The 23,698-nt window shown below is 48.1% G+C and carries 22 protein-coding genes; 10 read left to right on the top strand and 12 right to left on the bottom strand.

Translation table 11 applies throughout. The annotated features are described in order from the left end of the window. Nucleotides 1-378 precede the first annotated feature (378 nt). Genes ACWWFX_RS19965 through ACWWFX_RS19980 form a run of 4 tightly spaced genes read left to right on the top strand, consistent with a single transcriptional unit; the run spans nt 379 to nt 3,211 of the window. Nucleotides 379-741 carry a hypothetical protein gene (locus tag ACWWFX_RS19965; protein WP_039556197.1) on the top strand — a complete coding sequence of 121 codons (363 nt, stop codon included), beginning with the start codon at nt 379-381 and terminating at the stop codon, nt 739-741. 17 nt (nt 742-758) lie between these two features. Continuing rightward, a complete protein-coding gene (locus ACWWFX_RS19970; protein WP_473224600.1) occupies nt 759-1,310 on the top strand; it encodes an ABC-three component system protein in 552 nt (183 codons plus the stop codon). A gap of 16 nt (nt 1,311-1,326) precedes the next feature. Beyond that, nucleotides 1,327-1,533, top strand: coding sequence for an ABC-three component system middle component 6 (locus ACWWFX_RS19975; RefSeq protein ID WP_201792913.1), 207 nt, complete (start codon nt 1,327-1,329; stop codon nt 1,531-1,533). Continuing rightward, nucleotides 1,520-3,211 (top strand): DUF2326 domain-containing protein, encoded by a 1,692-nt coding sequence (locus ACWWFX_RS19980; protein ID WP_096164794.1) that lies wholly within the window; start codon nt 1,520-1,522, stop codon nt 3,209-3,211. The genes ACWWFX_RS19975 and ACWWFX_RS19980 overlap by 14 nt, the downstream gene beginning before the upstream one ends. Before the next feature lie 175 nt (nt 3,212-3,386). Here the strand turns inward: ACWWFX_RS19980 and ACWWFX_RS19985 are convergent, their stop codons facing one another. Both ACWWFX_RS19985 and ACWWFX_RS19990 read right to left on the bottom strand, forming a co-directional pair. Beyond that, nucleotides 3,387-5,012, bottom strand: coding sequence for a UvrD-helicase domain-containing protein (locus ACWWFX_RS19985; protein WP_473224601.1), 1,626 nt, complete (start codon nt 5,010-5,012; stop codon nt 3,387-3,389). Nucleotide 5,013: 1 nt separating this feature from the next. Beyond that, the gene (locus tag ACWWFX_RS19990) at nt 5,014-6,714 is read right to left on the bottom strand and encodes an ATP-dependent nuclease (protein WP_473224602.1); all 1,701 of its coding nucleotides are present in this window, start codon (nt 6,712-6,714) and stop codon (nt 5,014-5,016) included. 205 nt (nt 6,715-6,919) lie between these two features. Here ACWWFX_RS19990 and arsR point away from each other — a divergent pair, with 205 nt between their 5' ends. The 5 genes from arsR to arsC are packed head-to-tail and all read left to right on the top strand — an operon-like array spanning nt 6,920 to nt 11,224. Beyond that, nucleotides 6,920-7,270 carry an As(III)-sensing metalloregulatory transcriptional repressor ArsR gene (gene arsR, locus ACWWFX_RS19995; protein WP_473224603.1) on the top strand — a complete coding sequence of 117 codons (351 nt, stop codon included), beginning with the start codon at nt 6,920-6,922 and terminating at the stop codon, nt 7,268-7,270. A 47-nt stretch (nt 7,271-7,317) separates the two neighbouring features. Further along, nucleotides 7,318-7,680 carry an arsenite efflux transporter metallochaperone ArsD gene (gene arsD / locus ACWWFX_RS20000; RefSeq protein ID WP_473224604.1) on the top strand — a complete coding sequence of 121 codons (363 nt, stop codon included), beginning with the start codon at nt 7,318-7,320 and terminating at the stop codon, nt 7,678-7,680. 17 nt (nt 7,681-7,697) lie between these two features. Next, nucleotides 7,698-9,449: an arsenite efflux transporter ATPase subunit ArsA gene (gene arsA, locus ACWWFX_RS20005; RefSeq protein ID WP_473224605.1), complete on the top strand. Its 1,752-nt coding sequence runs from the start codon at nt 7,698-7,700 to the stop codon at nt 9,447-9,449. A 47-nt stretch (nt 9,450-9,496) separates the two neighbouring features. After that, nucleotides 9,497-10,786, top strand: a complete 1,290-nt coding sequence (gene arsB, locus ACWWFX_RS20010; protein WP_473224606.1) for an arsenite efflux transporter membrane subunit ArsB — start codon at nt 9,497-9,499, stop codon at nt 10,784-10,786. Between the two features lie 12 nt (nt 10,787-10,798). Further along, a complete protein-coding gene (arsC, locus tag ACWWFX_RS20015) occupies nt 10,799-11,224 on the top strand; it encodes a glutaredoxin-dependent arsenate reductase (RefSeq protein WP_473224607.1) in 426 nt (141 codons plus the stop codon). A 30-nt stretch (nt 11,225-11,254) separates the two neighbouring features. On the opposite strand, the gene arsA (ACWWFX_RS20020) is transcribed toward arsC, so the two are convergent. From arsA (ACWWFX_RS20020) to betI, 8 genes are all read right to left on the bottom strand, one after another. Then, the gene (gene arsA, locus ACWWFX_RS20020; protein WP_473224608.1) at nt 11,255-13,012 is read right to left on the bottom strand and encodes an arsenical pump-driving ATPase; all 1,758 of its coding nucleotides are present in this window, start codon (nt 13,010-13,012) and stop codon (nt 11,255-11,257) included. Between the two features lie 20 nt (nt 13,013-13,032). Next, on the bottom strand, nt 13,033-13,395 hold the full coding sequence (locus ACWWFX_RS20025; protein WP_473224609.1) for an arsenic metallochaperone ArsD family protein: 363 nt from the start codon (nt 13,393-13,395) through the stop codon (nt 13,033-13,035). A gap of 75 nt (nt 13,396-13,470) precedes the next feature. Further along, nucleotides 13,471-14,016: a sigma-70 family RNA polymerase sigma factor gene (locus tag ACWWFX_RS20030; RefSeq protein WP_473224610.1), complete on the bottom strand. Its 546-nt coding sequence runs from the start codon at nt 14,014-14,016 to the stop codon at nt 13,471-13,473. A gap of 8 nt (nt 14,017-14,024) precedes the next feature. Beyond that, nucleotides 14,025-14,738, bottom strand: a complete 714-nt coding sequence (gene arsH / locus ACWWFX_RS20035; protein WP_473224611.1) for an arsenical resistance protein ArsH — start codon at nt 14,736-14,738, stop codon at nt 14,025-14,027. Further along, nucleotides 14,735-15,064, bottom strand: coding sequence for an ArsR/SmtB family transcription factor (locus tag ACWWFX_RS20040; protein WP_456147213.1), 330 nt, complete (start codon nt 15,062-15,064; stop codon nt 14,735-14,737). The genes arsH and ACWWFX_RS20040 overlap by 4 nt, the downstream gene beginning before the upstream one ends. A 205-nt stretch (nt 15,065-15,269) precedes the next feature. Continuing rightward, nucleotides 15,270-16,934: a choline dehydrogenase gene (betA, locus tag ACWWFX_RS20045; RefSeq protein WP_473224612.1), complete on the bottom strand. Its 1,665-nt coding sequence runs from the start codon at nt 16,932-16,934 to the stop codon at nt 15,270-15,272. Nucleotides 16,935-16,947: 13 nt separating this feature from the next. Continuing rightward, nucleotides 16,948-18,420 carry a betaine-aldehyde dehydrogenase gene (gene betB / locus ACWWFX_RS20050; RefSeq protein WP_473224613.1) on the bottom strand — a complete coding sequence of 491 codons (1,473 nt, stop codon included), beginning with the start codon at nt 18,418-18,420 and terminating at the stop codon, nt 16,948-16,950. Between the two features lie 13 nt (nt 18,421-18,433). After that, on the bottom strand, nt 18,434-19,021 hold the full coding sequence (gene betI / locus ACWWFX_RS20055; RefSeq protein ID WP_473224614.1) for a transcriptional regulator BetI: 588 nt from the start codon (nt 19,019-19,021) through the stop codon (nt 18,434-18,436). Between the two features lie 128 nt (nt 19,022-19,149). Between betI and betT the strand changes: the two genes are divergently transcribed. After that, nucleotides 19,150-21,183 carry a choline BCCT transporter BetT gene (betT, locus tag ACWWFX_RS20060; RefSeq protein ID WP_276224764.1) on the top strand — a complete coding sequence of 678 codons (2,034 nt, stop codon included), beginning with the start codon at nt 19,150-19,152 and terminating at the stop codon, nt 21,181-21,183. 112 nt (nt 21,184-21,295) lie between these two features. Here the strand turns inward: betT and ACWWFX_RS20065 are convergent, their stop codons facing one another. Both ACWWFX_RS20065 and ACWWFX_RS20070 read right to left on the bottom strand, forming a co-directional pair. Continuing rightward, a complete protein-coding gene (locus ACWWFX_RS20065) occupies nt 21,296-22,180 on the bottom strand; it encodes an SDR family oxidoreductase (protein ID WP_473224615.1) in 885 nt (294 codons plus the stop codon). Between the two features lie 178 nt (nt 22,181-22,358). Continuing rightward, on the bottom strand, nt 22,359-23,558 hold the full coding sequence (locus ACWWFX_RS20070) for an L-dopachrome tautomerase-related protein (RefSeq protein WP_473224616.1): 1,200 nt from the start codon (nt 23,556-23,558) through the stop codon (nt 22,359-22,361). Nucleotides 23,559-23,698 lie beyond the last annotated feature (140 nt).

The following is a 23,698-nucleotide window of genomic DNA, read 5'->3' on the forward strand; positions in this document are numbered from 1 at the left end:
TTTTTTTTACTGAGTTGCATTTACTCTTGCTTCAGAAAGATTAGATCTGCGTATTACGGTACTGCTTAGTACCAGAAGCGAAGGTTACCCATACCACATTGTATTAATTAATGTGGGACAGGTTACCGCTAAACTAAGAGTTTACTGACTATGGCTGGTTGTGTAAGGGCGACATATCAGAGGCCAGATGCAGCGTGGGCAGAAAGAGAAAACATCTTCAATGTCTTACTCTGTACGAGGGCAAGATGGAACACTTATCCGCTGAGCAATTCAGACGAACTCTTTTATAATTATGAGTAAGTTATGCACCTTTTAGTGGCACACTATGTGTGTGAATTGTACAATGTATGTTCACATGTATAGACGTCGAGATAAGAAATGCAAGAATTTTGGAAACTCTTTGGCAGCGAACCTTTCGTAGCTATCGCTTGGATCTGTACCGTTGCCAGTTGCATATATGCCTTTGTACAAAAAAGCAACGTGACCAAGATTGAACAGAAATTCAGGGACCTACACATTACACATAGTGACCTAAAATTTCAAAATAATACTCTTAAACAGAAAGTTGAGACTCTAGAAATATCTAACAATGAATTAAATGTTCAGAATACAATTCTGCAACAGAAAATAATAAATACCGAAAAAAATGATATTCATGATAATTATCAAGAAGTGCATCAACACGGAAAAAATAACTTTAACCAAGGTGTAATTAAAGGCGACTTTATTTACAACAAATAATTTTTCTGGGCTTACCTATGTATGAAACAAGATTTGACATTCATAACATTGAAGGTGACTTCTACAATGTGGAAGCTCCAGAAAATAATGTTGATTCTATTATCAATGTTATAATTGGAGATATTGCATCAGCTAAAGTTAATATCGACCGCAGTGATCGTTCTTTCCCTGCTAATGTTGCTAACAAAATAGAACATAATATGCTTAATAGCAAGCGCCGTATAGTCTTGCAATACAAATCTTACTCCTCTCATATTGAAAGAGCCTACACTCTTGCAGAACAAAATATAATAAATGGTAAACAATCAGCTATGGAGTTATTAAATGGAATGTACTGTAATTCATTAGATAAGTATGAGATCGATTCTTTTGAACCAGACATAACAAAAGTACGACAGCATGCTGACGACATAATCAGTGATGTAATTAAACAACTGAGGAAATTCGTTTATAGTTCAGCAAATGTCACTCAATACAAAGAGCAAGTGGAAATTGGCTTAAATGTTGTCGTTGCGCATGCCTTTGTAGAGTGCTGTGTCTTGGAGAATCCAAATAATGCTACCAACTAAAGGATCTCATCCAGAGATGAACGTGCTCTACATCGGTGGATTCATTTTGAAGCAGCTACAAGAGTGCAAAAGAGGGCGTATAAAGATCACTCAACTAATGAAAACTGGGGAAAAAGAGCTTTCTGTTTCTGTAGACCATATAATTTTAGCGCTGGACTGGCTGTATATAATTTCAGCTATTAGCTACGATCGGAACGAGGTTTTTATTAATGAAGTTGCTTAGGTTTTTATTGGAGATAGATGGAAAAGAAATACGCTCGATACCGTTTTTCGAGAATTTAAATATAATAACAAGTAAAAAGGAGTCTGATGACCCAGGTAATAGTGTTGGTAAATCTACGTTGGGAAGGGTTCTGGACTATTTGTTTGATGGCTCAATTAAACCTATCTATATTGATGAAGAGTTTCAAACACCTAAAAAAGAAATTGAACAACTTTTCACTAGAAATGAAGTGCACGTATCATTAGAATATTTAGGTTTAGACAACCAGTATAGTATTATTAAGCGTAGGCTCTCTACTAATGTAGACTTGCAAAGTTATATTTTAAATGGGAGAGAAGTAACAAGTAAAGAATATATCCATCATATCATGGGTAGTGTTTTTAATGTTAGCTCTGCTAAACCAACGCTTAGAAAACTCGCTCCAAAATTCTTTAGAACAACGCAACACCGTATGACAAAAACAGTTAACTTTGACAATGGCAGGAACGTTTCAAAGTCAGATGTTAGTACTGTTTTTTTATATTTGTTTAACTTTAATGACACTGAAATACTTACCAAAATACATAAACTAAAGACTGCTATAAAAGGTTATGAAAGAAACCTAAAAGCGTTTAATAGTGTTATTTCTCAAGATAAGATTGTTAGTTCGATAACCCATATGAGACGAGAAATTTCTAAGTTGGAGAGGTCTCTTTTATCGTCTGAAAAAGGAATCGATAAGCTAGAAATAGTCTCTAAAATTAATAGGGTAGATGATGAGCAGAATGCCTTGTCTGATGAAATATTGTCGTTAGATTTAAAGATAAAAAACATCTTAGAAACTAATGAAATACTTAAGAGTAATGAACAAGTTCATTTGTTAGATGAATTACAGGCAATTTATGAATACGCATCAGTTAAGATAGAGTCTACCCTTCAGGATTACCAGCAAGCACTTGCGTTCCACGCACATCTTCTAAGTACTAAGCGTGAATTTGTTTCTCATGGGTTGGATAAGCTTCAAGCTGAACATGAAAAAGCAACGGTTAAGTTCGGTCAGTTAAAAAATCAGAAGCAGAGTCTTTTCGACGAGCTTAAATCTAAAAAGAAAATAGAAGAGATTTCTGATGCAATGAAGGAAATCGGTAAACTAGATAAAGAATTAGCCAAGCTGACAGCCATAATTGACAAAAAAGATGATATTGATTCAAAGTTGGCTATAGAAAGGCAAAGCTTAACTGAATTATCAGGGCAGCTGGAAGCTGAACTTACTAGCGTAACCTCTTTCGAAGATAAATTCATAGATAATTTCAAAGAATACACTCGTGGTTTTTATGGTGTTGAGTACAAATTCAGTCTCAATTTAGATCAAGAAAAGGGCGAATGTACCCCACATGTAGATGATGTGGAGTCAAATAACGAAGGTGGGTTAAAGAGACTTGAGGTTGTTACTTTCGATCTAGCATATATCAAGACCGTTTGTGATAAAAAAGCTTTGAGACCTAATTTTGTACTACACGATTCTATTGATGAAATCGATATTCAACACGTTCGCAAAATTTTTGATGAGTCGATTAAATTGTCAGGGCAACATATAGTATCTATGCTGTCTGATAAATTAATAAAAGAAGATTACCAGAAATATAATCGTTATATTATTCTTGAATTATCTCAAGATAATAAATTTTTTAAGATTTAATTCTGCAGGCTGCTAAGTTAGCAGCCGTTCTTCTGGAATGTTACTCCTTATAAAACCAATTGCGAAAATTAATAATCGGCATATTGGTGTTCATATTTTTACACTTAGTGTGTTGAGTGTTAAAATTAAAGGAGGTTTTTTTGAATTATCCCTCCTATGTAAATGATTACAAAGTTCAACTATACAGATTATTTAACTGCGGTAATTTGAAGAAATATGATTCATCTGTGTTTTTAAAGTCCCCAGATGCATTTTCTCTGAGGGATGAGTTAATAAGGATGCAACAATTCTCAGCTCTGGTTATACCAACGTAGTGGAGGTTAAGTTCTTGTTGAAGCGTCGGGTATCGAGGTGTGTATCTGTCTTCACTGTTATATTCTCTAAATGGGAAAGACCATTCATCTAAATCTAGGTGAAATACTAATTTGAATTCCAGTCCTTTAGATTTATGAAGGGTCATTACTTGTATCTCATTATCATCTAATGGTTTGAATTGTTTGACTAAAATATCGTCTGAGATTGTTCTTATTACAGCCCCATCAGTATGTTCTGTTGAATTTATCCCTAAAATATATGCAATATCGTGAAAATTATGTATTAAATCTTCATTTTTTAATTCATTTCTAATTGTTTTTATTTTTTTTCTTAGTAAGAGCAGAGTGTTATCATCTACTATAACCCCATCAAAAACTTTGTTAATAAACTCTTGTGCCGTACTTATAGAGCCGTACTTGTATGCTAACAGATCTTTGTATAGATCTGAGCAATCAGTACCAATTTTATCTAGAGGGGTGTCAACATAAAGCCTGAAGTTTAAGTTTAATCCAGAGCAGAATAATGTTAGTGATTTTTCTTTTCTTGCTAAAATGGCTATTTGATTTGCTTTTTCTAACTTCCATTCGCCACTACTCAGCCATCCTGAAATCCAGGAGGAAATCGTAACAGCAGCATCTTTAAGATTTCCATTAAGTCGTCTCCTAAATACTCTTATCTCATCCGCAGGTAGTAAAACATAGGATGGTTCAAGCAATCTTGAAGCATAATTGCTTATTGATGGGTGGCATCTATGGTTGAAATTTATCTCAAAATGCTTAAAGCATTCTGTATTACTTACCAATTCTAAAAGAAGCTCCGAATTCCCTCCTCTAAATTCATAGATTGATTGCCAAACATCACCAACAGCAATGGAGCATAAGCCAAGTTCGTTTATTTTTAGAAATAGCTCATGCTGAGATAAAGACGAATCTTGGTACTCATCTATGAATATATGGCTATATCTTGCTTTGATATACCGCTTCGCAGCAGATGATTCATTAATTATTTTTAATGCTAAGGCCGAGAATGACCCCATCCAAAGTATTCCCTCATCGTATAGTTTTTTATATCCAGGGTCCTCATTGATATTAATAACTGATGGTGTGCCAGCAAAATTGCTTTCTATGAAATGGTTATATGGAGATTCCAATTTCTTTAAGACTTTGCATTCTGTTGGTGTTCCTCCCCATACCCTTGAAAGAAATGGAATAATTATTTCCTTTAAGCAAAAACTATCAATAGTACCAAAGAAACTATGTTTTACATTGTGTCCTTCAGCCTTGCATCTACGTTCCAGTTCTGAACTTGCTTTCTTTGTGAATGTAATTGCAATGATCCCTTTATGCTCTGGAAGACAGTCGGTAATATTTCTGATTTTTTCTTTTATAACCGTGGTCTTACCGCTTCCCGGACATGCTGTTATTACCATGCTTCCAGTGTAGTCGATGGCTAATTTTTGCTGAGGTGTTGGTGAGAAAGTACTCATTTCATTCACCTCTAATTATTTTTACAAGATGGTTTAACGGTTTAACTAATTCACCGGCATTAAGTTTGTGAAGGTCTGTTTTTATATCTTTAAGAAGTTCACGCATTCTTAATGCTTTTTTCTTTTGTAAGTACTCTATCGCACCTTGGTCATTTTTCTTACCTAAAGCGTTTAAAATTGGTGCGCTTAATTCTCCTACCAGATCAGTTTCTAAATCAACTTTGGATAAATATACCCCGCGTTTATTTATTTCTTCAGAAACTGTTTGCCAATCACCGCTGGTCAGAGTATCTTTAGGTACTATTTGTATGTCGCTATGTTCAAACTTTTCCAAACCGACTATATCTAAACATCGGTTTATACCTGAATATTGCCACTTTTCTTGATCTTTAAGTTTAGATATATCGTTATCCGTTCGCATTACCCATGGGATCTCTAAAGCATCTAGTATAGCTACGTAAATTTTAAATGATATTCCGTCCACTGAAACCAGTGAAATATTTAAATAATCAAGATCAATGTTTAAATTTTCGGCTAAAGAATGGTAAAATAAAACTTCTGATGGTCCTTCGATTAAGAAAACTCCATTTGAAAAAAACGATTCTGCTGGCAATATACTCATCCGATAGCTCATTCCTTCCCAGCCATCTGAAATATCTTTAGAACACCCTTTACTTGCGGCTACTGTGTGTCCAGCACGGTCAAGCAACCTTATTACTGAGCCTGGTTCAAAGTTTACAGCTATTTGTGGTGAGTGGGATGAAATGATCGTTTGACCTGGAAGTTCTGATATCAAATAATCAGCCAGTTTTCTTTGTTGGTGAGGATGTAGGTGTGCTTCAGGTTCTTCGATAACATAGAAGATAACCTCGTTCTCGATATCATGTTCCTTAATACTTTTCGCTTTCCATAATGCTAATAATATTTGATTGTTTCGCCCGTCTCCTCCAAGCATAACATTAGAACCATTTGTATTAGCTCCAAGTTGTAGGTTGTCAATAAAGTCGTTTATTCCAATTGCCCCAGTATCTAGTTGCACAGAATACTCTGAGTAATGATGCGCAAGTTTTTTTAGCTCATCGTTGACATCTTTTGTAGCTCTTTCTACATATATAAGTTGAGATATTTTATCATTAATAGACTGTAAATCTATACTTATCTCTCCTAACAAATCGTCATCTTCTTCTCTTTCTTCAGAGTTCAATGATTGCTGTGCGATTTTTAATAGTTGTCTTTTTTCTTTACGGATAAATCGCTCTAAATCTCGTTGTGATTGAATATATTTTAAATTAACGAATTTAAGATAATAGCGAGAGTTGATTTCTTGTAAAGAGTCTAAAGACTCACCAATAAAAAGTTTATAGCTGAGATCGGATTTTTGTGCAATATACTTAATGAACGATTCACCTGAGTCACTGACATTCCCTTTCAAAATTGAAAGTACTGCATCTTCATTGATATCTTTAAAATGAATAATAATTTCAAATTCTTCACATGACTTTCCATTTTCTAAATGAAAGTCAAGTTCATTTGGTTCAATTTCTGAATCTGATATACTTTTATCTAATAGCATTCTTAGCGAATGCAACATATTACTTTTGCCAACATCATTGGCACCGATGACCAGAGTATTTGAGTTAAAATTGATGTGTGCATCTTTAAAGTTTCTAAAACCTTTGAGTTTCAGAGATGATATTTCCAACTTAAAATCCCTCTTTAAAGTAAAAAATCTATTTCATGATGAGGTATCACGTAAACTATGCAACCGAATTTTGCTCATTTTTTGCGGAAGATCTATTAGTTGATTTGGTTAAACGAAGGGACTACTATGATGCTAAATATATGATTTACCATATGCAATGCATCTATTCTTTAAGCAACACAATTTCAAGGCTTCGTTAAATTTGATGAAAATCATAGCATTACAACTCTTCAAAAACCTCTCCGATGAAACCCGCCTGGGAATCGTGCTGCTGCTCAGGGAGATGGGAGAGTTGTGCGTGTGCGATCTCTGCACGGCACTGGAACAGTCACAGCCCAAGATCTCCCGCCATCTGGCGATGCTTCGGGAATGTGGACTGTTGCTGGATCGCAAACAGGGCAAGTGGGTTCACTACCGCTTATCCCCGCATATTCCTTCCTGGGCTGCTCAGGTGATTGAGCAAGCCTGGTTAAGCCAACAGGACGACGTACAGGCCATCGCCCGTAAGCTGGCATCAGCCAACTGCTCTGGCAGCGGTAAGGCTGTTTGTATCTAAAAAATTTGCCTAAACATATATGATTTTACGAATGTGATGTGTCAAAGATGAAAACGTTAACCGTGTTTGATCCGGCGATGTGCTGCAGTACCGGCGTTTGTGGTTCAGATGTTGATCAGGTTCTGGTCGATTTTTCTGCTGATGTGCAGTGGCTGAAAGGGCGTGGCGTTCAGATCGAACGTTACAACCTGGCACAACAACCGATGAGCTTCGTTGAGAACGAAAAAGCGAAAGCATTCCTTGAAGCTTCTGGAGCCGAAGGGCTTCCGCTGCTGTTACTGGATGGTGAAACGGTGATGGCCGGGCGCTACCCAAAACGCGCTGAACTGGCTCGCTGGTTTGGTATTCCGCTGGAAAAAGTGGGCGTGGCTCCGGCAAGCTGCTGTGGTGGTAATACTTCCTGTTGTTGAGTATGTCAGGAGGACATATGAATTTTTTACAGAATATCCCGCCTTATCTGTTTTTCACTGGTAAGGGCGGAGTAGGTAAAACCTCAATTTCCTGCGCAACAGCTATACGCCTGGCAGAACAGGGCATGCGCGTCCTGCTTGTCAGTACCGATCCAGCTTCTAACGTCGGTCAGGTATTCGATCAGACTATCGGCAATGCTATCCAGCCCGTGACTGCTGTACCTGGACTTTCGGCTCTGGAGATCGACCCACAGGACGCTGCCCAGCAATACCGCGCCAGAATCGTGGACCCCATTAAAGGTCTTTTGCCAGACGACGTCGTTAATAGTATCAGCGAGCAGCTTTCAGGCGCTTGTACGACAGAGATTGCGGCGTTCGATGAGTTTACTGGCTTACTGACCGACGCTTCTCTACTGACCCGCTTTGATCACATCATTTTTGATACTGCCCCAACCGGCCACACCATTCGCCTTCTCCAGCTTCCCGGTGCCTGGAGCAGCTTTATTGAAAGTAACCCGGAGGGTGCTTCCTGTCTTGGTCCAATGGCCGGGCTGGAAAAGCAGCGTGAGCAGTATGCTCATGCGGTAGAGGCGTTATCCGATCCTGAAAGTACCCGCCTGGTTCTGGTTGCACGACTGCAAAAATCTACGCTGCAGGAAGTCGCCCGCACCCATGAAGAACTCGCCGCAATTGGCCTGAAAAACCAGTACCTGGTTATTAATGGTGTGCTGCCTAAAGCCGAAGCTGAACATGACGCCCTGGCCGCTGCAATATGGCAACGGGAGCAAGAGGCGCTGGCAAATCTTCCTTCCGGGTTATCTGAGTTGCCGACAGACAGCTTATACCTCCAGCCGCTGAACATGGTTGGTGTCTCCGCGCTGAAAGGCTTGCTAAACGAATATGCCGAATCAGTATCACTTCCAGTTCAGGACATGCAGAACAAGCCAGAGAATATGTCGCTGTCTGCCATGGTTGATGATATCGCCCGCAGTGAACACGGTTTGATTATGCTGATGGGCAAAGGTGGCGTAGGTAAAACCACGATGGCTGCTGCTATCGCTGTCAGGCTGGCGGATATGGGATTTGATGTCCATCTCACCACCTCCGATCCCGCAGCACATCTCAGTACAACGCTCAATGGCAGCCTCAAAAATCTGCAGGTCAGCCGAATCAACCCTCACGATGAAACCGAACGCTATCGTCAGCATGTTCTTGAGACGAAAGGCAGGGATCTGGATGAGGCCGGGAAACGGCTGCTCGAAGAGGATTTACGTTCTCCTTGCACAGAAGAGATTGCGGTGTTCCAGGCGTTCTCTCGCGTCATCCGTGAAGCAGGCAAACGGTTTGTGGTCATGGATACGGCACCGACCGGGCATACGCTATTACTGCTTGATGCGACCGGGGCTTATCACCGTGAGATTGCCAGGAAGATGGGGGATAAAGGTCATTTTACCACGCCGATGATGCAGCTTCAGGACCCGGAACGCACCAAAGTCCTGCTGGTCACGCTGCCTGAAACCACACCGGTACTGGAAGCGGCAAACCTGCAGTCCGATCTTGAGCGTGCGGGTATTCATCCCTGGGGCTGGATTATCAATAACAGCCTTTCGATTGCACAGACCCATTCACCACTGCTTTGCCAGCGTGCCCGACAAGAACTTCCTCAAATCGAGGCGGTGAAGAACCAGCATGCAAGCCGCATAGCGTTAGTACCGGTAATGGCTTCTGAACCCACTGGCATCGAAAAACTCAGAGAGCTGGCAGTTTAATTTTTTTGTATATGCAGGGCGGCAGAGCCGTCCTGTCTGGAGGATTTATGTTACTGGCAGGCGCTATTTTTGTCCTGACCATCGTTTTGGTTATCTGGCAGCCGAAGGGATTAGGGATCGGCTGGAGTGCGACGCTTGGCGCAGTGCTGGCGTTGATCTCTGGCGTAGTCCATTTTGGTGATATCCCTGTTGTGTGGAATATCGTCTGGAATGCGACGGCGACCTTTATTGCCGTGATTATTATCAGTCTGTTGCTCGATGAATCCGGCTTTTTCGAATGGGCGGCGCTGCACGTTTCACGTTGGGGCAATGGTCGTGGGCGGTTGTTATTTACCTGGATCGTTCTGCTCGGTGCAGCGGTGGCGGCACTGTTTGCCAACGATGGTGCGGCATTGATTCTGACGCCAATCGTCATCGCCATGCTATTGGCATTAGGGTTTAGCAAAGGCACGACACTGGCATTTGTCATGGCCGCCGGGTTTATTGCCGATACGGCCAGTCTGCCGCTAATTGTGTCGAACCTGGTTAACATCGTTTCTGCCGACTTTTTCGGGCTGGGTTTCACTGAGTATGCGTCGGTAATGGTTCCGGTGGATATCGCCGCTATTATCGCCACGCTGGTGATGCTGCATCTGTTCTTCCGCAAAGATATTCCGCCGACTTACGACCTGGCTCTTCTGAAAGCACCGGCGAAAGCGATTAAAGATCTGGCAACCTTCAGAACCGGCTGGATAGTGTTGATCCTTCTTCTGGTTGGCTTTTTCGTCCTTGAGCCGTTGGGTATCCCGGTCAGCGCGATTGCTGCTGTAGGGGCTGTCATCCTGTTTGCGGTAGCGAAACGAGGCCATGCCATTAACACGGGTAAGGTGCTGCGCGGCGCGCCATGGCAGATCGTCATCTTCTCTCTGGGGATGTATCTGGTGGTGTATGGTCTGCGTAACGCCGGACTTACAGAATATCTCTCAGGCGTACTGGACGTGCTGGCAGATAAAGGACTTTGGGCCGCGACGTTTAGTACTGGCTTCCTGACGGCTTTTCTCTCTTCCATCATGAACAACATGCCTACCGTGCTGGTTGGCGCGCTCTCTATTGATGGCAGCACCGCAACTGGCGTTATCAAAGAGGCGATGATTTATGCCAACGTGATTGGCTGCGATCTGGGGCCGAAAATTACACCGATTGGTAGCCTGGCAACGCTGCTCTGGCTGCATGTCCTTTCACAGAAGAATATGACCATCACCTGGGGATACTACTTCCGCACCGGGATCGTCATGACCCTGCCTGTGCTGTTTGTAACGCTGGCCGCGCTGGCGCTACGTCTCTCTTTCACTTTGTAATGAGATACTGATATGAGCAACATCACCATTTATCACAACCCAGCCTGCGGCACGTCGCGTAATACGCTGGAGATGATCCGCAACAGCGGTATCGAGCCGACCGTTATTCTTTACCTTGAGACTCCACCTTCGCGCGATGAACTGATCAAACTCATTGCCGATATGGGGATCACGGTACGGGCTTTGCTGCGTAAGAACGTCGAGCCGTATGAGGAACTGGGTCTTGCAGAAGATAAATTTACTGACGACCAGCTCATCGACTTTATGCTGCAACATCCGATTCTGATTAACCGTCCGATCGTAGTGACGCCGCTGGGAACTAAACTCTGCCGTCCTTCGGAGGTGGTTCTGGATATCCTTCCAGATGCTCAGAAAGCGGCTTTCACCAAGGAAGACGGTGAAAAAGTCGTTGATGATGCAGGTAAAAGATTGAAATAAAGATGAAGGGGGCAATTGCCCCCTTCATTATTACTTCGCCATTTCTTCCAGCAGGTCAATACCAACCGGCTCTTCGCTCTGTAGCGCTGTTAATGCAATGCGTTCTGCATACTGTTCTTCCACATCAGAGATGAGAGGCAGCTCGCGGTTCGCCCTGGTCTTCAGGAAAGGTGAAGACGGTTCAGCTGCCGCCAGGCTGTTATTAACAACCCATGCCCACGGCTCGATGCCAGCGCGACGCAGATCCTGCTGCAGGTTTGCTGCTTCCAGTACAGGTGTCGTTTCGGCAAGCGTCACGATAATCACCTTTGTCTTCTCCGGGTCCTGCAATTGCATCATTGGCGTCATCACATGGTCATATGTTTGCCCCATCTGACGCACCATTTCCCGGTGGTAGGCTCCCGTCGCATCCAGTAGCAGAAGCGTATGGCCCGTTGGCGCGGTGTCCATAATGACAAAATGGTCGTCTGCCTCTTTGATTACCCGCGAGAATGCCTGGAAGACAGCGATCTCTTCAGTGCATGGCGAGCGGAGGTCTTCCTCCAGCACTGCCAGCCCCTCAGCGTCTAATCCTTTGCCCTGATTTTCCAGGACAAAGCGGCGATAACGCTCTGTCTCAACTTTCGGGTCGATACGGCTGACCTGAAGATTGGGCAGCGAGCCATCCAGCGTGTAAGACAGATGTGCTGCCGGGTCGGATGTGGTCAGGTGGACTTTGTGGCCACGTTTCGCCAGCGATACCGCCACCGATGCCGCAACGGTCGTTTTACCCACTCCGCCTTTACCCATCGTCATGACCAGCCCTTTTCCTGTCCGGCTGAGCTCATCCACCAATGAGGATAGTCTCGGCAAATCCAGAGTATTCAGCCTAGTAGCAGGGAGAGCCGGTGAGGCTTTGCTCTGGGTAAATAATTCCCGCAATGCTTCCAGACCGACCAGGTTAAATGGCTTCAGAGACAGCTGTGAGCGGGGAAGATTAGCCAGATTATCAGGCATTGCCTGTAATGCTTTTTCTTCCCGAGCCAGAATACTTTGCGCTAGTGGATCATTTTCACCCGCAAACGGCGGCAGCACACCATTGATGGCAAGGTGCTGATGCTGCAAACCGATAGCAGACAGCTCATCGTGCGTATGAGAAACCTCTTTCAGCGTTGAAGCCTGGGCGCGGGCAACCAGCACTAAGCGTGTGAGGGCGGCATCAGACAGCGCTTTAACCGCATCGGAGTACTGGTGCTGCTGTTTCTCCAGCCCTACCAGAGGTCCAAGGTTAGCGGCGGCATCGGGGTTCGCTTCGAGATAACCGCTCCAGGCTCCCGGCAATTCAAGCATGCGGATGGTGTGACCGGTTGGCGCGGTATCAAATACAATATGGTCATATTTTTCCCGCAGCTCATGGTTGGTCAGCAGACCGGTAAACTCATCAAACGCAGCGATTTCCGTGGTGCATGAGCCGGAAAGCTGCTCTTCAATGCTGCTGACCACATCGGCTGGCATCAGCCCGCGAACCGGATCGAGCACACGGTCACGATAGGCTTGCGCTGCAGCCATCGGATCAACTTCCATTGCGGTAAGATTTTCTACGGTACTGATATCTGTAATTCGATGGCCGATAATCTGGCTAAATACCTGGCCGACATTGGACGCCGGGTCGGTACTCACCAGAAGCGTTCTCTTTCCCTGATCGGCCAGCCATACCGCAGTAGCACAGGCCAGGGATGTTTTACCCACGCCACCTTTGCCAGTGAAGAAGATGAACGGGGGAATGTCTTTTAAAAATGACATATTCATCAGTGATTGCTCCTCCGGAATTAAGGCATACGTGGAATGTTGCAGCAGCGTGGTTGTGTGCTGTCTTCACTCCAGTCCTGAGTAAGCGGAATACCTGACCAACGGGCGATATCTTCACGCGTCGGGAGTTTGCCTGCCATCACGACTTTGCCGTCGAGCAAGGTGACGGGGAGGGATTCCATTCCTGATGTGTTCAGAAACTCTTTAATGACTGGCGTATTCAGGAACTGCTGCGGGTTCTTCGCAAGGCTGTAGCGCTGAATATCAACGCCATTCTTTTTCGCCCATTCGGCGCTGGCGTTCCATTTGATGGCTTCGTCGCTGACCACAACGCTACTGGTTGCGCAGCAGCCTGCTGCTTCAAAGATCTCAATTTTTGACATGGACTGTTTACCTCAGTGTTTAGTCATTTGGCTTTACACTGAGGTAAACGAAGAGGGTGGGAAAAAGATGCGCGATTAATTCATTTTTTTGTGGCAGCAGACGGAAGAAGTGTCATCCGTCTCAATTTGGCAAAGTTCTGTCATCGCTTCTTTCAGATGCTTTCTGGCCCGTAGCAAGCGGGATTTAAACGCTGTAAGCGTGATTCCCAGTTCATCGGCCAGAGACTGCTGAGGACGCCGGTTAAGGTCGGACTCTTCAATCAGCCAGCGCTCATCTTCAGGTAAAGCCTGCAATGTTTCAGGCAGGCAAATATCCAGCGTTGAGATTGCATCAGGGGATGCATCTGTGAATGGAGCATCTTCTTCCAGTTCAACAAACTCCCTGGTGCTGCGGTACTCATCAATCAGCAGATTCCTCGCCGCCCGATACAGCCAGGCTCGTGGATTTTCCATCTCGCAAAAACTGTCTGAATGCGCGCGGGCACGCAGGAATAGCTCTTGCAGAAGGTCGGCTGCTTTTTCGCTATCACCTGTCTTCGATGTCAGAAAGCGAGAGAGTTCGGCTTCATGTTGCCGCCAGAACACGCTCATGCAGTTGTTGAATGCCGTTACATCACGCATACCAGACCTCAAATTTTGCTCTGATTTACCCGCCGGGAAAGTTCTTCTGCTGACTCTTTTCGTTCGCTGTAGCGATCAACGAGATAAGCGGAGTTGCCTCGGGTCAGCAGCGTAAATTTCACCAGTTCTTCCATTACATCAACGATGCGGTCGTAATAAGACGACGGCTTCATTCGCCCATCTTCATCAAACTCCTGCCAGGCTTTTGCCACAGAGGATTGATTCGGAATAGTGATCATCCGCATCCAGCGGCCAAGAATGCGCATCTGGTTTACGGCATTGAAAGACTGAGAGCCACCGCAGACCTGCATGACGGCCAGCGTCTTACCCTGAGAAGGGCGAACAGCGCCTTCCGAAAGGGGTATCCAGTCAATCTGGGCCTTCATGATGCCGGTCATCGCACCATGGCGTTCCGGGGAACACCACACCATCCCTTCGGACCAACGAACCAGCTCGCGCAGTTCCATAACTTTAGGATGCGAGTCAGGCGCATCATCAGGAAGAGGCAACCCGGAGGGATTGAAGATCCGCACCTCTGCGCCCATGGCGGTCAGTAACCTTGCCGCTTCCTCAGTTGCCAGTCGGCTGTAGGAACGTTCGCGCACAGAGCCGTACAGCATCAGGATACGAGGAGGATGGGGAACGGCAGGTACACCAAGTTTTGCCTCTGTGATTGAGGTATCGAACAGGCTTGCATCAACATTCTGAAGATTTTCTATCATTTTTCATCACCGTGATTTTGAGGAGTGACAGCGCAATCATTAGCACCTGAACAGCATTCTTCTGTCAGGAAGGCAATCAGCGCCTCAAGTCTTTCATAGCAGGGCTGGCAGCTCAGTACCCGTCCCTGTCTTTCTTGCCTGACTAAATTCACGGAAAGCAGAGCTGCTATATGGTGACTTAAGGTTGATGCCGGGATGGATAGCTGTTTTTGAAGCTCTCCAACGGGCAATCCAGCATGTCCTGCTTTTACCAGCTCCCGATAAATCGAGAGCCGGGTTGGGTGACCGAGCTCTTTCAGGGCATTTGATGCTTCAATCAGATTCATTTGTCATTCTCATTTGATTCTATATTTCCAGAATAATCGAAATAATATTTATGACAAGTCTGAATATTGGGCTTGGGTAAGGTGGGCAGCTATCGTTGACGCTTTAAAACGGAAACCGCAGAATTGGCGCTGGACTTCAGTCGATAAATCTTTCCCTTGTAGGGCGATCGCAATAAGCACTTCCCTGTGCCATAACCCTGACGGGCTAACGCCTTACCGGCATCCCATTCGCCACAAAATACGCCGCCAGACTTCTCGGCAGCGCTTCTTGCCCACGAATCATATCCGCCATTTTCTCGCCAATCATAATGGTCGTGGCGTTTAAATTGCCGGTGATAATCTGCGGCATAATCGACGCATCCACTACGCGAAGGCCTTCCAGCCCGTGCACGCGGCCTTCGCCATCCACTACGGACATCTCGTCGTAACCCATTTTACAGGTACCGCACGGGTGGAAGGCGGTTTCGGCGTGATTACGCACAAATTCATCGAGCTGCTCATCCGTCTGACATTCCGCGCCGGGGCTGATTTCGCGGCCACGGTATTGATCCAGCGCGGGTTGATGCATGATCTCGCGGGTGATGCGAATTGCATCGCGGAATTCCTGCCAGTCCTGCTCGTGCGACATGTAATTAAACAGAATTGCCGGATGCTGGTGCGGGTCGCGGGATTTAATCCGCACATGCCCACGACTTGGCGAACGCATCGAGCCGACGTGGCACTGGAAACCGTGCTCTTTCACCGCGTTCGAGCCGTTGTAGTTAATGGCCACCGGCAGGAAGTGGTACTGAATGTTCGGCCATTCAAATTCCTCGCGGCTACGAATAAATCCGCCTGCTTCAAAGTGGTTGCTGGCACCCACACCAGTGCCGCCAAACAGCCACTCCGCACCGATTTTCGGCTGATTCCACCACTGCAGGGCAGGGTAGAGGGAAACCGGTTCTTTGCACTCATATTGCAGATACATCTCCAGATGATCCTGAAGATTTTCGCCGACGCCGGGTAAATCATGCACCAATGGAATATCAAACTCCGCCAGCAGTTCAGCGTTGCCGACACCCGAGCGTTGCAGGATTTGTGGTGAGGCTATCGCCCCTGCGCACAGCAGCACCTCTTTATTCGCTGTTGCGCGGGTAGGAATAGTGCTATCGCCTTCCAGCCACTCGACGCCCACCGCGCGTTTGCCGTCAAAAATGATGTGATCGGTCATGGCGTGAGTACGAATGGTCAGGTTCGGGCGCGATTTGGCCTGATCGAGATAGCCGCGCGCGGTGCTGGCACGACGCCCCTGCGGCGTGACGGTGCGATCCATCGGGCCGAAACCTTCCTGCTGATAACCGTTGAGATCGTCCGTGCGCGGGTAGCCCGCCTGTACGCCCGCTTCAATCATCGCTTCAAACAGCGGATTGACGCCGGGTTTGGAGGTGGTGACGCTCACCGGGCCGTCGCCGCCGTGGTAGTCGTTCTCGCCCACATCGCGGGTCTCGGCCTTGCGGTAGTAGGGCAGGCAGTCGAGGTAGCTCCAGTTTTCCAGACCGGGTTCTTTGGCCCAGTTATCAAGATCCAGCGCATTGCCACGGATGTAACACATACCGTTGATCAGCGACGATCCGCCCAGACCTTTACCGCGTCCGCACTCCATGCGGCGGTGGTTCATAAACGGTTCCGGCTCGGTCTCATAGGCCCAGTTGTAGCGTTTTCCCTGTAGCGGGAATGCCAGCGCGGCAGGCATCTGGGTGCGGAAGTCAAAGCGATAGTCCGGGCCGCCCGCTTCAAGCAGCAGCACGGAGGTATTCGGATCTTCAGTCAGACGGGTAGCGAGGACGTTGCCGGCAGAGCCGGCACCGATAATGATGTAGTCAAATTGCAAATAAACCTCCTGGTTAGAATATGGACTGGAATTTAGCCATCTCAACCTGGATGGACTTCACCTGGGTGTAACTTTGGAGCGTCATCACGCCGTTCTCGCGGCCAATGCCGGAGTGTTTGTAGCCGCCAACGGGCATCTCTGCCGGGGATTCACCCCAGGTGTTGATCCAGCAAATGCCCGCTTCCAGCTGATGAATGACGCGATGCGCGCGGTTCAGATCCGCCGTCACGATGCCCGCCGCCAGGCCGTAGTCGGTATCATTGGCGCGGCGAATGACTTCCTCCTCAGATTCATAAGTGAGGAGCGACATCACTGGCCCGAAGATCTCTTCGCGCACGATGGTCATTTCGTCGCTGCAATCGGTGAACACGGTCGGTGCAACCCATGCGCCGTTATCGAAGCCATCGCCTTTCAGTACATCGCCACCGCACAGTACGTGTGCGCCTTCCTCTTTGCCTTTGGCGATATAGCGCAGTACGTTATCGCGGTGCGGGAAGCTGACCAGCGGGCCGAAGTTAGTTTGCGAATCGAAAACGTCGCCCGCACGGATGCGCTCAACGCGCGCCAGAATTTTTTGTTCAAATGCGGCTTTGCATTTCGCCGGAATAAACACGCGGGTGCCGTTGGTACACACCTGGCCGGAGCTGAAGAAGTTCGCCATCATGGCGATATCGGCGGCGAGATCGAGATCCGCATCGTCGAAAACGATCAGCGGCGATTTACCGCCCAGCTCCATGGTCACTTCTTTCAGGGAGGAAGCCGCCGAGTTAGCCATCACTTTTTTGCCGCTGGCGACGCCGCCGGTAAACGACACTTTGGCAATGCCAGGATGCTCGGTCAGATATTGCCCGGTCTCCGCGCCCACGCCCGGCAACACGTTAAATACGCCGTCCGGCAGGCCCGCTTCGCTGTAAATTTCAGCCAGCTTTAACGCGGTAAGCGGGGTGACTTCGCTCGGTTTGAAAATCATCGCGTTGCCCGCTGCCAGCGCGGGGGCGGATTTCCATAAAGCAATCTGAATCGGGTAGTTCCATGCGCCAATCCCCGCCACCACGCCCAGTGGTTCGCGTCGGGTATACACAAAGGACGTCTCGCGCAGTGGGATCTGGCTGCCTTCCAGCGACGGGATCAGCCCGGCGTAGTACTCGAGTACGTCCGCACCGGTAACGATATCGACGGTTGAGGTTTCCGAATACGCCTTCCCGGTGTCGAGGGTTTCCAGTTTTGCGAGTTCGTCATTGCGCTCGCGCAGAATATCAACGGCCCGACGCAGAATGCGCGAGCGTTCCATGGCGGTCATCGCCGCCCAGATTTTTTGCCCCTGCTGGGCGCTCTTCACGGCGCGATCGACATCTTCGCGCCCGGCGGCCTGCACGGTCGCCAGCACGTTACCGTTGGCCGGGTTAATGGTCTCGAAGGTGCGACCGCTGGTGGCGGATGTATAACCACCATGTATATAAAGCTGCTGTTCTGCCATTCGGGACATCACGTCTCCTCGGTTAATCGGTGGGTAAATGCTGAGTGATAAAGTGGCGGGTCAGTGAGTTAGCGCGAGTTTTTTCCAGCGGTTTGCCGCTCAGAGCTGCGCGCAGCCATAATCCATCAATCAGCGCAGCCAGGCCGTAGCCCGCTTCCTGCGCCTGTTCGCGCGGTAATTCACGGCGAAACTCGCTCACCAGATTCGACAGCAAGCGGCGGCTGCTGACCTGCTGTAAGCGATAGAGCATCGGCTGATGCATGCTGCTGGCCCAGAAAGCCAGCCAGGCTTTCATCGCCGCGCCACTGACCTGGGTTTCATCGAAATTCCCGCCGACAATCGCCTGAAGCCGCTGCTCTGCACTGCCGTCCGGCAGGGCGTGTAATCGATTCAAAACCGCGTCGCGCAGCTGGCTGGTGATATCACGCATGGTCGCTTCCAGCAGACCATTTTTGTCTTTGAAATAGTGGCTGATGATCCCGGTGGAAACACCCGCCCGGCGGGCGATCTGCGCGATCGTCGCATCGTGCATGCCTACTTCATTTATTGCTTCCAGCGTGGCGTCGATCAGTTGTCTGCGCCGGATCGGCTGCATCCCCAGTTTGGGCATTTTTGCCACTCCATTCATCAGCGTTGGTTATACATTAAAGCGGTTTTTGATTGGACGTTCAATATAAAATGTGTCTTAATTGTTGCGGATTTTGTTTTTAATAGTTACAAAAACAGTGGGGATACTGGATGACAGACCTTTCACACAGCAGAGAAAAGGACAAAATCAATCCGGTGGTGTTTTACACTTCCGCCGGACTGATTTTGTTGTTTTCCCTGACAACGATCCTGTTTCGCGACTTCTCGGCCTTGTGGATTGGCCGCACGCTGGACTGGGTCTCTAAAACCTTTGGTTGGTACTATCTGTTAGCGGCAACGCTCTATATTGTCTTTGTGGTCTGCATTGCCTGTTCGCGCTTTGGTTCGGTGAAACTCGGGCCCGAGCAGTCTAAGCCTGAGTTCAGTCTGCTGAGCTGGGCGGCGATGCTGTTCGCCGCCGGGATCGGTATCGACCTGATGTTCTTCTCCGTTGCCGAGCCGGTAACGCAATATATGCAGCCGCCGGAAGGGGCAGGGCAGACGATGGAAGCCGCGCGTCAGGCAATGGTCTGGACGCTGTTCCACTACGGCTTAACCGGCTGGTCGATGTACGCGCTGATGGGCATGGCGCTCGGATACTTCAGCTATCGTTATAATTTACCGCTCACGATCCGCTCGGCGCTGTATCCGATTTTCGGTAAACGAATTAACGGGCCGATTGGTCACTCGGTGGATATCGCGGCGGTAATCGGCACCATCTTCGGTATTGCGACCACGCTCGGTATTGGCGTGGTGCAGCTCAATTATGGGCTCAGCGTACTTTTCGATATTCCGGATTCGATGGCGGCGAAAGCGGCGCTGATCGCACTGTCGGTGATTATCGCGACTATCTCGGTGACGTCAGGTGTCGATAAAGGCATACGCGTGCTGTCGGAACTCAACGTTGCGCTGGCGCTGGGGCTGATCTTGTTCGTGCTGTTTATGGGCGACACTTCATTCCTGCTCAATGCGCTGGTGTTGAATGTTGGCGACTATGTGAATCGCTTTATGGGCATGACGCTCAACAGTTTCGCCTTCGACCGTCCGGTTGAGTGGATGAATAACTGGACGCTCTTCTTTTGGGCGTGGTGGGTGGCATGGTCGCCGTTTGTCGGCCTGTTCCTGGCGCGTATCTCACGCGGACGCACCATTCGCCAGTTCGTGCTGGGCACGCTGATCATTCCGTTCACCTTCACGCTGCTGTGGCTCTCCGTGTTCGGTAACAGCGCGCTGTATGAAATCATTCATGGCGGGGCCGCTTTCGCGCAGGAAGCGATGGTGCACCCGGAACGCGGCTTCTACAGCCTGCTGGCGCAGTATCCGGCGTTCACCTTTAGCGCCTCCGTTGCCACCATTACTGGCCTGCTGTTTTATGTAACCTCGGCGGATTCTGGTGCGCTGGTACTGGGGAATTTCACCTCGCAGCTGAAGGACATCAACAGCGATGCGCCAGGCTGGCTGCGTGTTTTCTGGTCGGTCGCCATTGGCCTGCTGACGCTCGGCATGCTGATGACCAACGGGATTTCAGCGCTGCAAAACACCACGGTTATCATGGGGCTGCCGTTTAGCTTTGTGATCTTCTTCGTGATGGCAGGGCTATATAAATCACTGAAAGTTGAGGATTATCGTCGAGAAAGTGCGAATCGCGATACCGCACCGCGACCGCTGAGCGTTCAGGATCGCCTGAGCTGGAAAAAACGTCTCTCGCGCCTGATGAACTACCCTGGCACGCGTTACACCAAACAGATGATGGAAACAGTCTGTTATCCGGCGATGGAAGAAGTGGCGCAGGAACTGCGGCTACGTGGCGCGTACGTCGAGCTGAAAAGCCTGCCGCCGGAAGAGGGCGAACATCTGGGGCATCTGGATTTGCTGGTGCATATGGGCGAAGAGCAAAACTTTGTCTATCAGATTTGGCCACGGCAATATTCGGTGCCGGGCTTTACCTACCGCGCGCGCAGCGGGAAATCGACCTACTACCGGCTGGAAACCTTCCTGCTGGAAGGCAGTCAGGGTAATGACCTGATGGACTACAGCAAAGAACAGGTGATTACCGATATTCTCGATCAGTACGAGCGGCACCTGAACTTTATCCATTTACACCGGGAAGCGCCGGGACACAGCGTGATGTTCCCGGATGTGTGAATAAAAAAGCAGGATCGGATGATCCTGCTTTTTTGTCGGCTGGCGCTGCGCTTACCCGACCTACGGATTATCTGCGGTCCGTAGGCCAGATAAGCGCCGCGCCATCAGGCAATTACAGTGTCCCGGTTCCGCCATCAGAACACCATACCTGCCCGGAAGCATACGAACACTCGTCGGATGCAAACAGCACATACAGCGGCGCAATTTCCACCGGTTGCCCCGGACGACCCAGTGGGGTGTCTGCACCGAACTGCTCTACTTTTTCCTGCGGCTGCCCGCCACTGGTTTGCAATACCGACCAGTACGGCCCTGGCGCTACCGCATTAACCCGTATACCACGAGGCCCCAGTTGCTTCGCCAGCGATTTGGTCAGCGCCACCAGGCACGCTTTAGTTTGCGCATAATCAACCAGAATGGGGCTGGGTTTGAACGCCTGGACGGATGTGGTATTGATGATAGACGCGCCCGCCTTCAGGTGACGAAGTGCGGCTTTGGTCAGCCAGAAAGCAGCGTAAACGTTGGTTTTGAAGGTGGCGTCAAACGCTTCGGTAGTGAGATCTTCCAGTGATTCACAATACTGCTGGCGCCCGGCGTTGTTCACCAGAATATCCAGTTTACCCAGTTGTTCTACTGTCTGTTCGATCAGCGAATGACAGAAATGTTCATCTCGCAAATCACCCGGGATCGCCACCGCGTTAACCCCTTCCGCTTTCATTACCTCAATGACGCTTTTGGCATCAGACTCTTCTTCAGGCAGATAATTAATGACGACATTCGCGCCTTCTCGGGCATAAGCAATGGCTACCGCGCGACCAATCCCGGAATCACCACCGGTGATTAAGGCACATTTACCTTTCAGACGTCCGCTACCGCGATAGCTCTTTTCGCCATGATCGGGTTCTGGGATCATTTTCGAATCAAGGCCTGGCGGTTGCTGGGTTTGCGTCTGGAAAGGGGGGCGTGGATATTGCGGGTTAAGTGTGTCGCGATCGACCATAAATATCTCCTTCAAAATAGGTTATTAATGGTGAATTTGAATGGTTTCCTTCAGTGCAGTGATATAAATATCAATAACTATTAAGCCTATACGAAATCGTTTCAGCAGATTTATATTTGAGATTTTTCTTTGTCTGGCTGATGATATTTCCGCCCCTCATTGAGGGGCGGAAAAAAGATTAACGTGTACTAACCGGTGCGGCGTCGATTTTAATTCTTAACAGAGAATAGGGTTTCTGGCGCATATCTTTACCCTGATGGAATCCGGGTTGACGATGCAATTGGTTTACCGTGAAGTAAAGATAGCCATCGTGCCCGACAGAGAGCGTATCCGGCCAGAGAATTTGTGGGCCATGGGCGATGGTTTGCCAGGTACCGTTTTTATCCATTTTACGGATGGCATTGCGTTCATAATCGCCAGCATACACCGCCCCATTGGCATCACTTTCGAGACCATCCGATGCGCCTTTTTCACCCAGATCCTGCACTGCCGCGGGTAATTGCGCCTCGGTAATGGTCGGATCGCGCAGTAATGCTGTTGAAATGGCATACAGATGACGGCCTGACAGCGGGCAGTAATAAAGTGTTTTGCCGTCCGGGGAAAGGGCAATACCATCCGACGCCACGCTGAATGGCGCGGTGGTACCATCCGGATGACGTTGAAGCAGCGTTTCGCCCTCGACGACCGGCACAAAACCTTTCTCCGGGGAGGTTGAACGATCGCCCGTTAAGCGACGCACCGCCTTACCTGAATCCAGATCCACGACAATAATTCCGCCGATACCGGATAACGAAGAGTCAGTGATATAAGCGACGCCTGCTTTACCGACGCGATAATCAAATCGCACATCATTGATATAGGTTGCGGGCAGAATAACATCCGAATGCATGACGATCGTTTTAACGATTTTGTTGCTCTGTAAATCAATCGCGACAAGTTTCGCGCCACCCTCAACCGGTTTTGAAAATCCGGGCGCAGCCGTATCCAGCACCCACAGTTTTCCCTGACCATCGGCGACGACGCTCTGCACACTTAAAAAGTGTTCGCCGGGGCGTGCGTTATCCGCTTTGTTCACCGCGGCATCCGGGTAAGGAACCGCAGTACCCTTTTTAATTTCAGCAACGGTGTAGGGAACGTTGTCTCCCCAGCGCGGGAAATTCACAAAAATACGCCCTGTTTCGGTAACCGTGACGCCTGTTGGCATCGCGCCGGTAAAGGTCGCGACCACTTCGGGATGACCGATGGCGCGATCGGCGGGCAATTGCGCCAGAGAGACCGATGCCGGAACAGATGTGGCAAATGTACTGAAGGATGTAGCAGCAGAGGCTAAGGTGATAGCCAGTGCGATAAGGGTTTTACCTGTTTTAACGTTACTCATTTTTTCCTGCCTGAATAGAATCAATTGTGACATAACGAGCAGAAGAGTAGGGGGGGAAGGCGGGGAGAAAAAGCCGTTGAAATGAACAGGACTTACATGCAAAAAGCGAAAATACCCGGAATAATCGCCCGGGAAATGAA

The organism is Pseudocitrobacter sp. 2023LY-00077 (assembly GCF_055796175.1).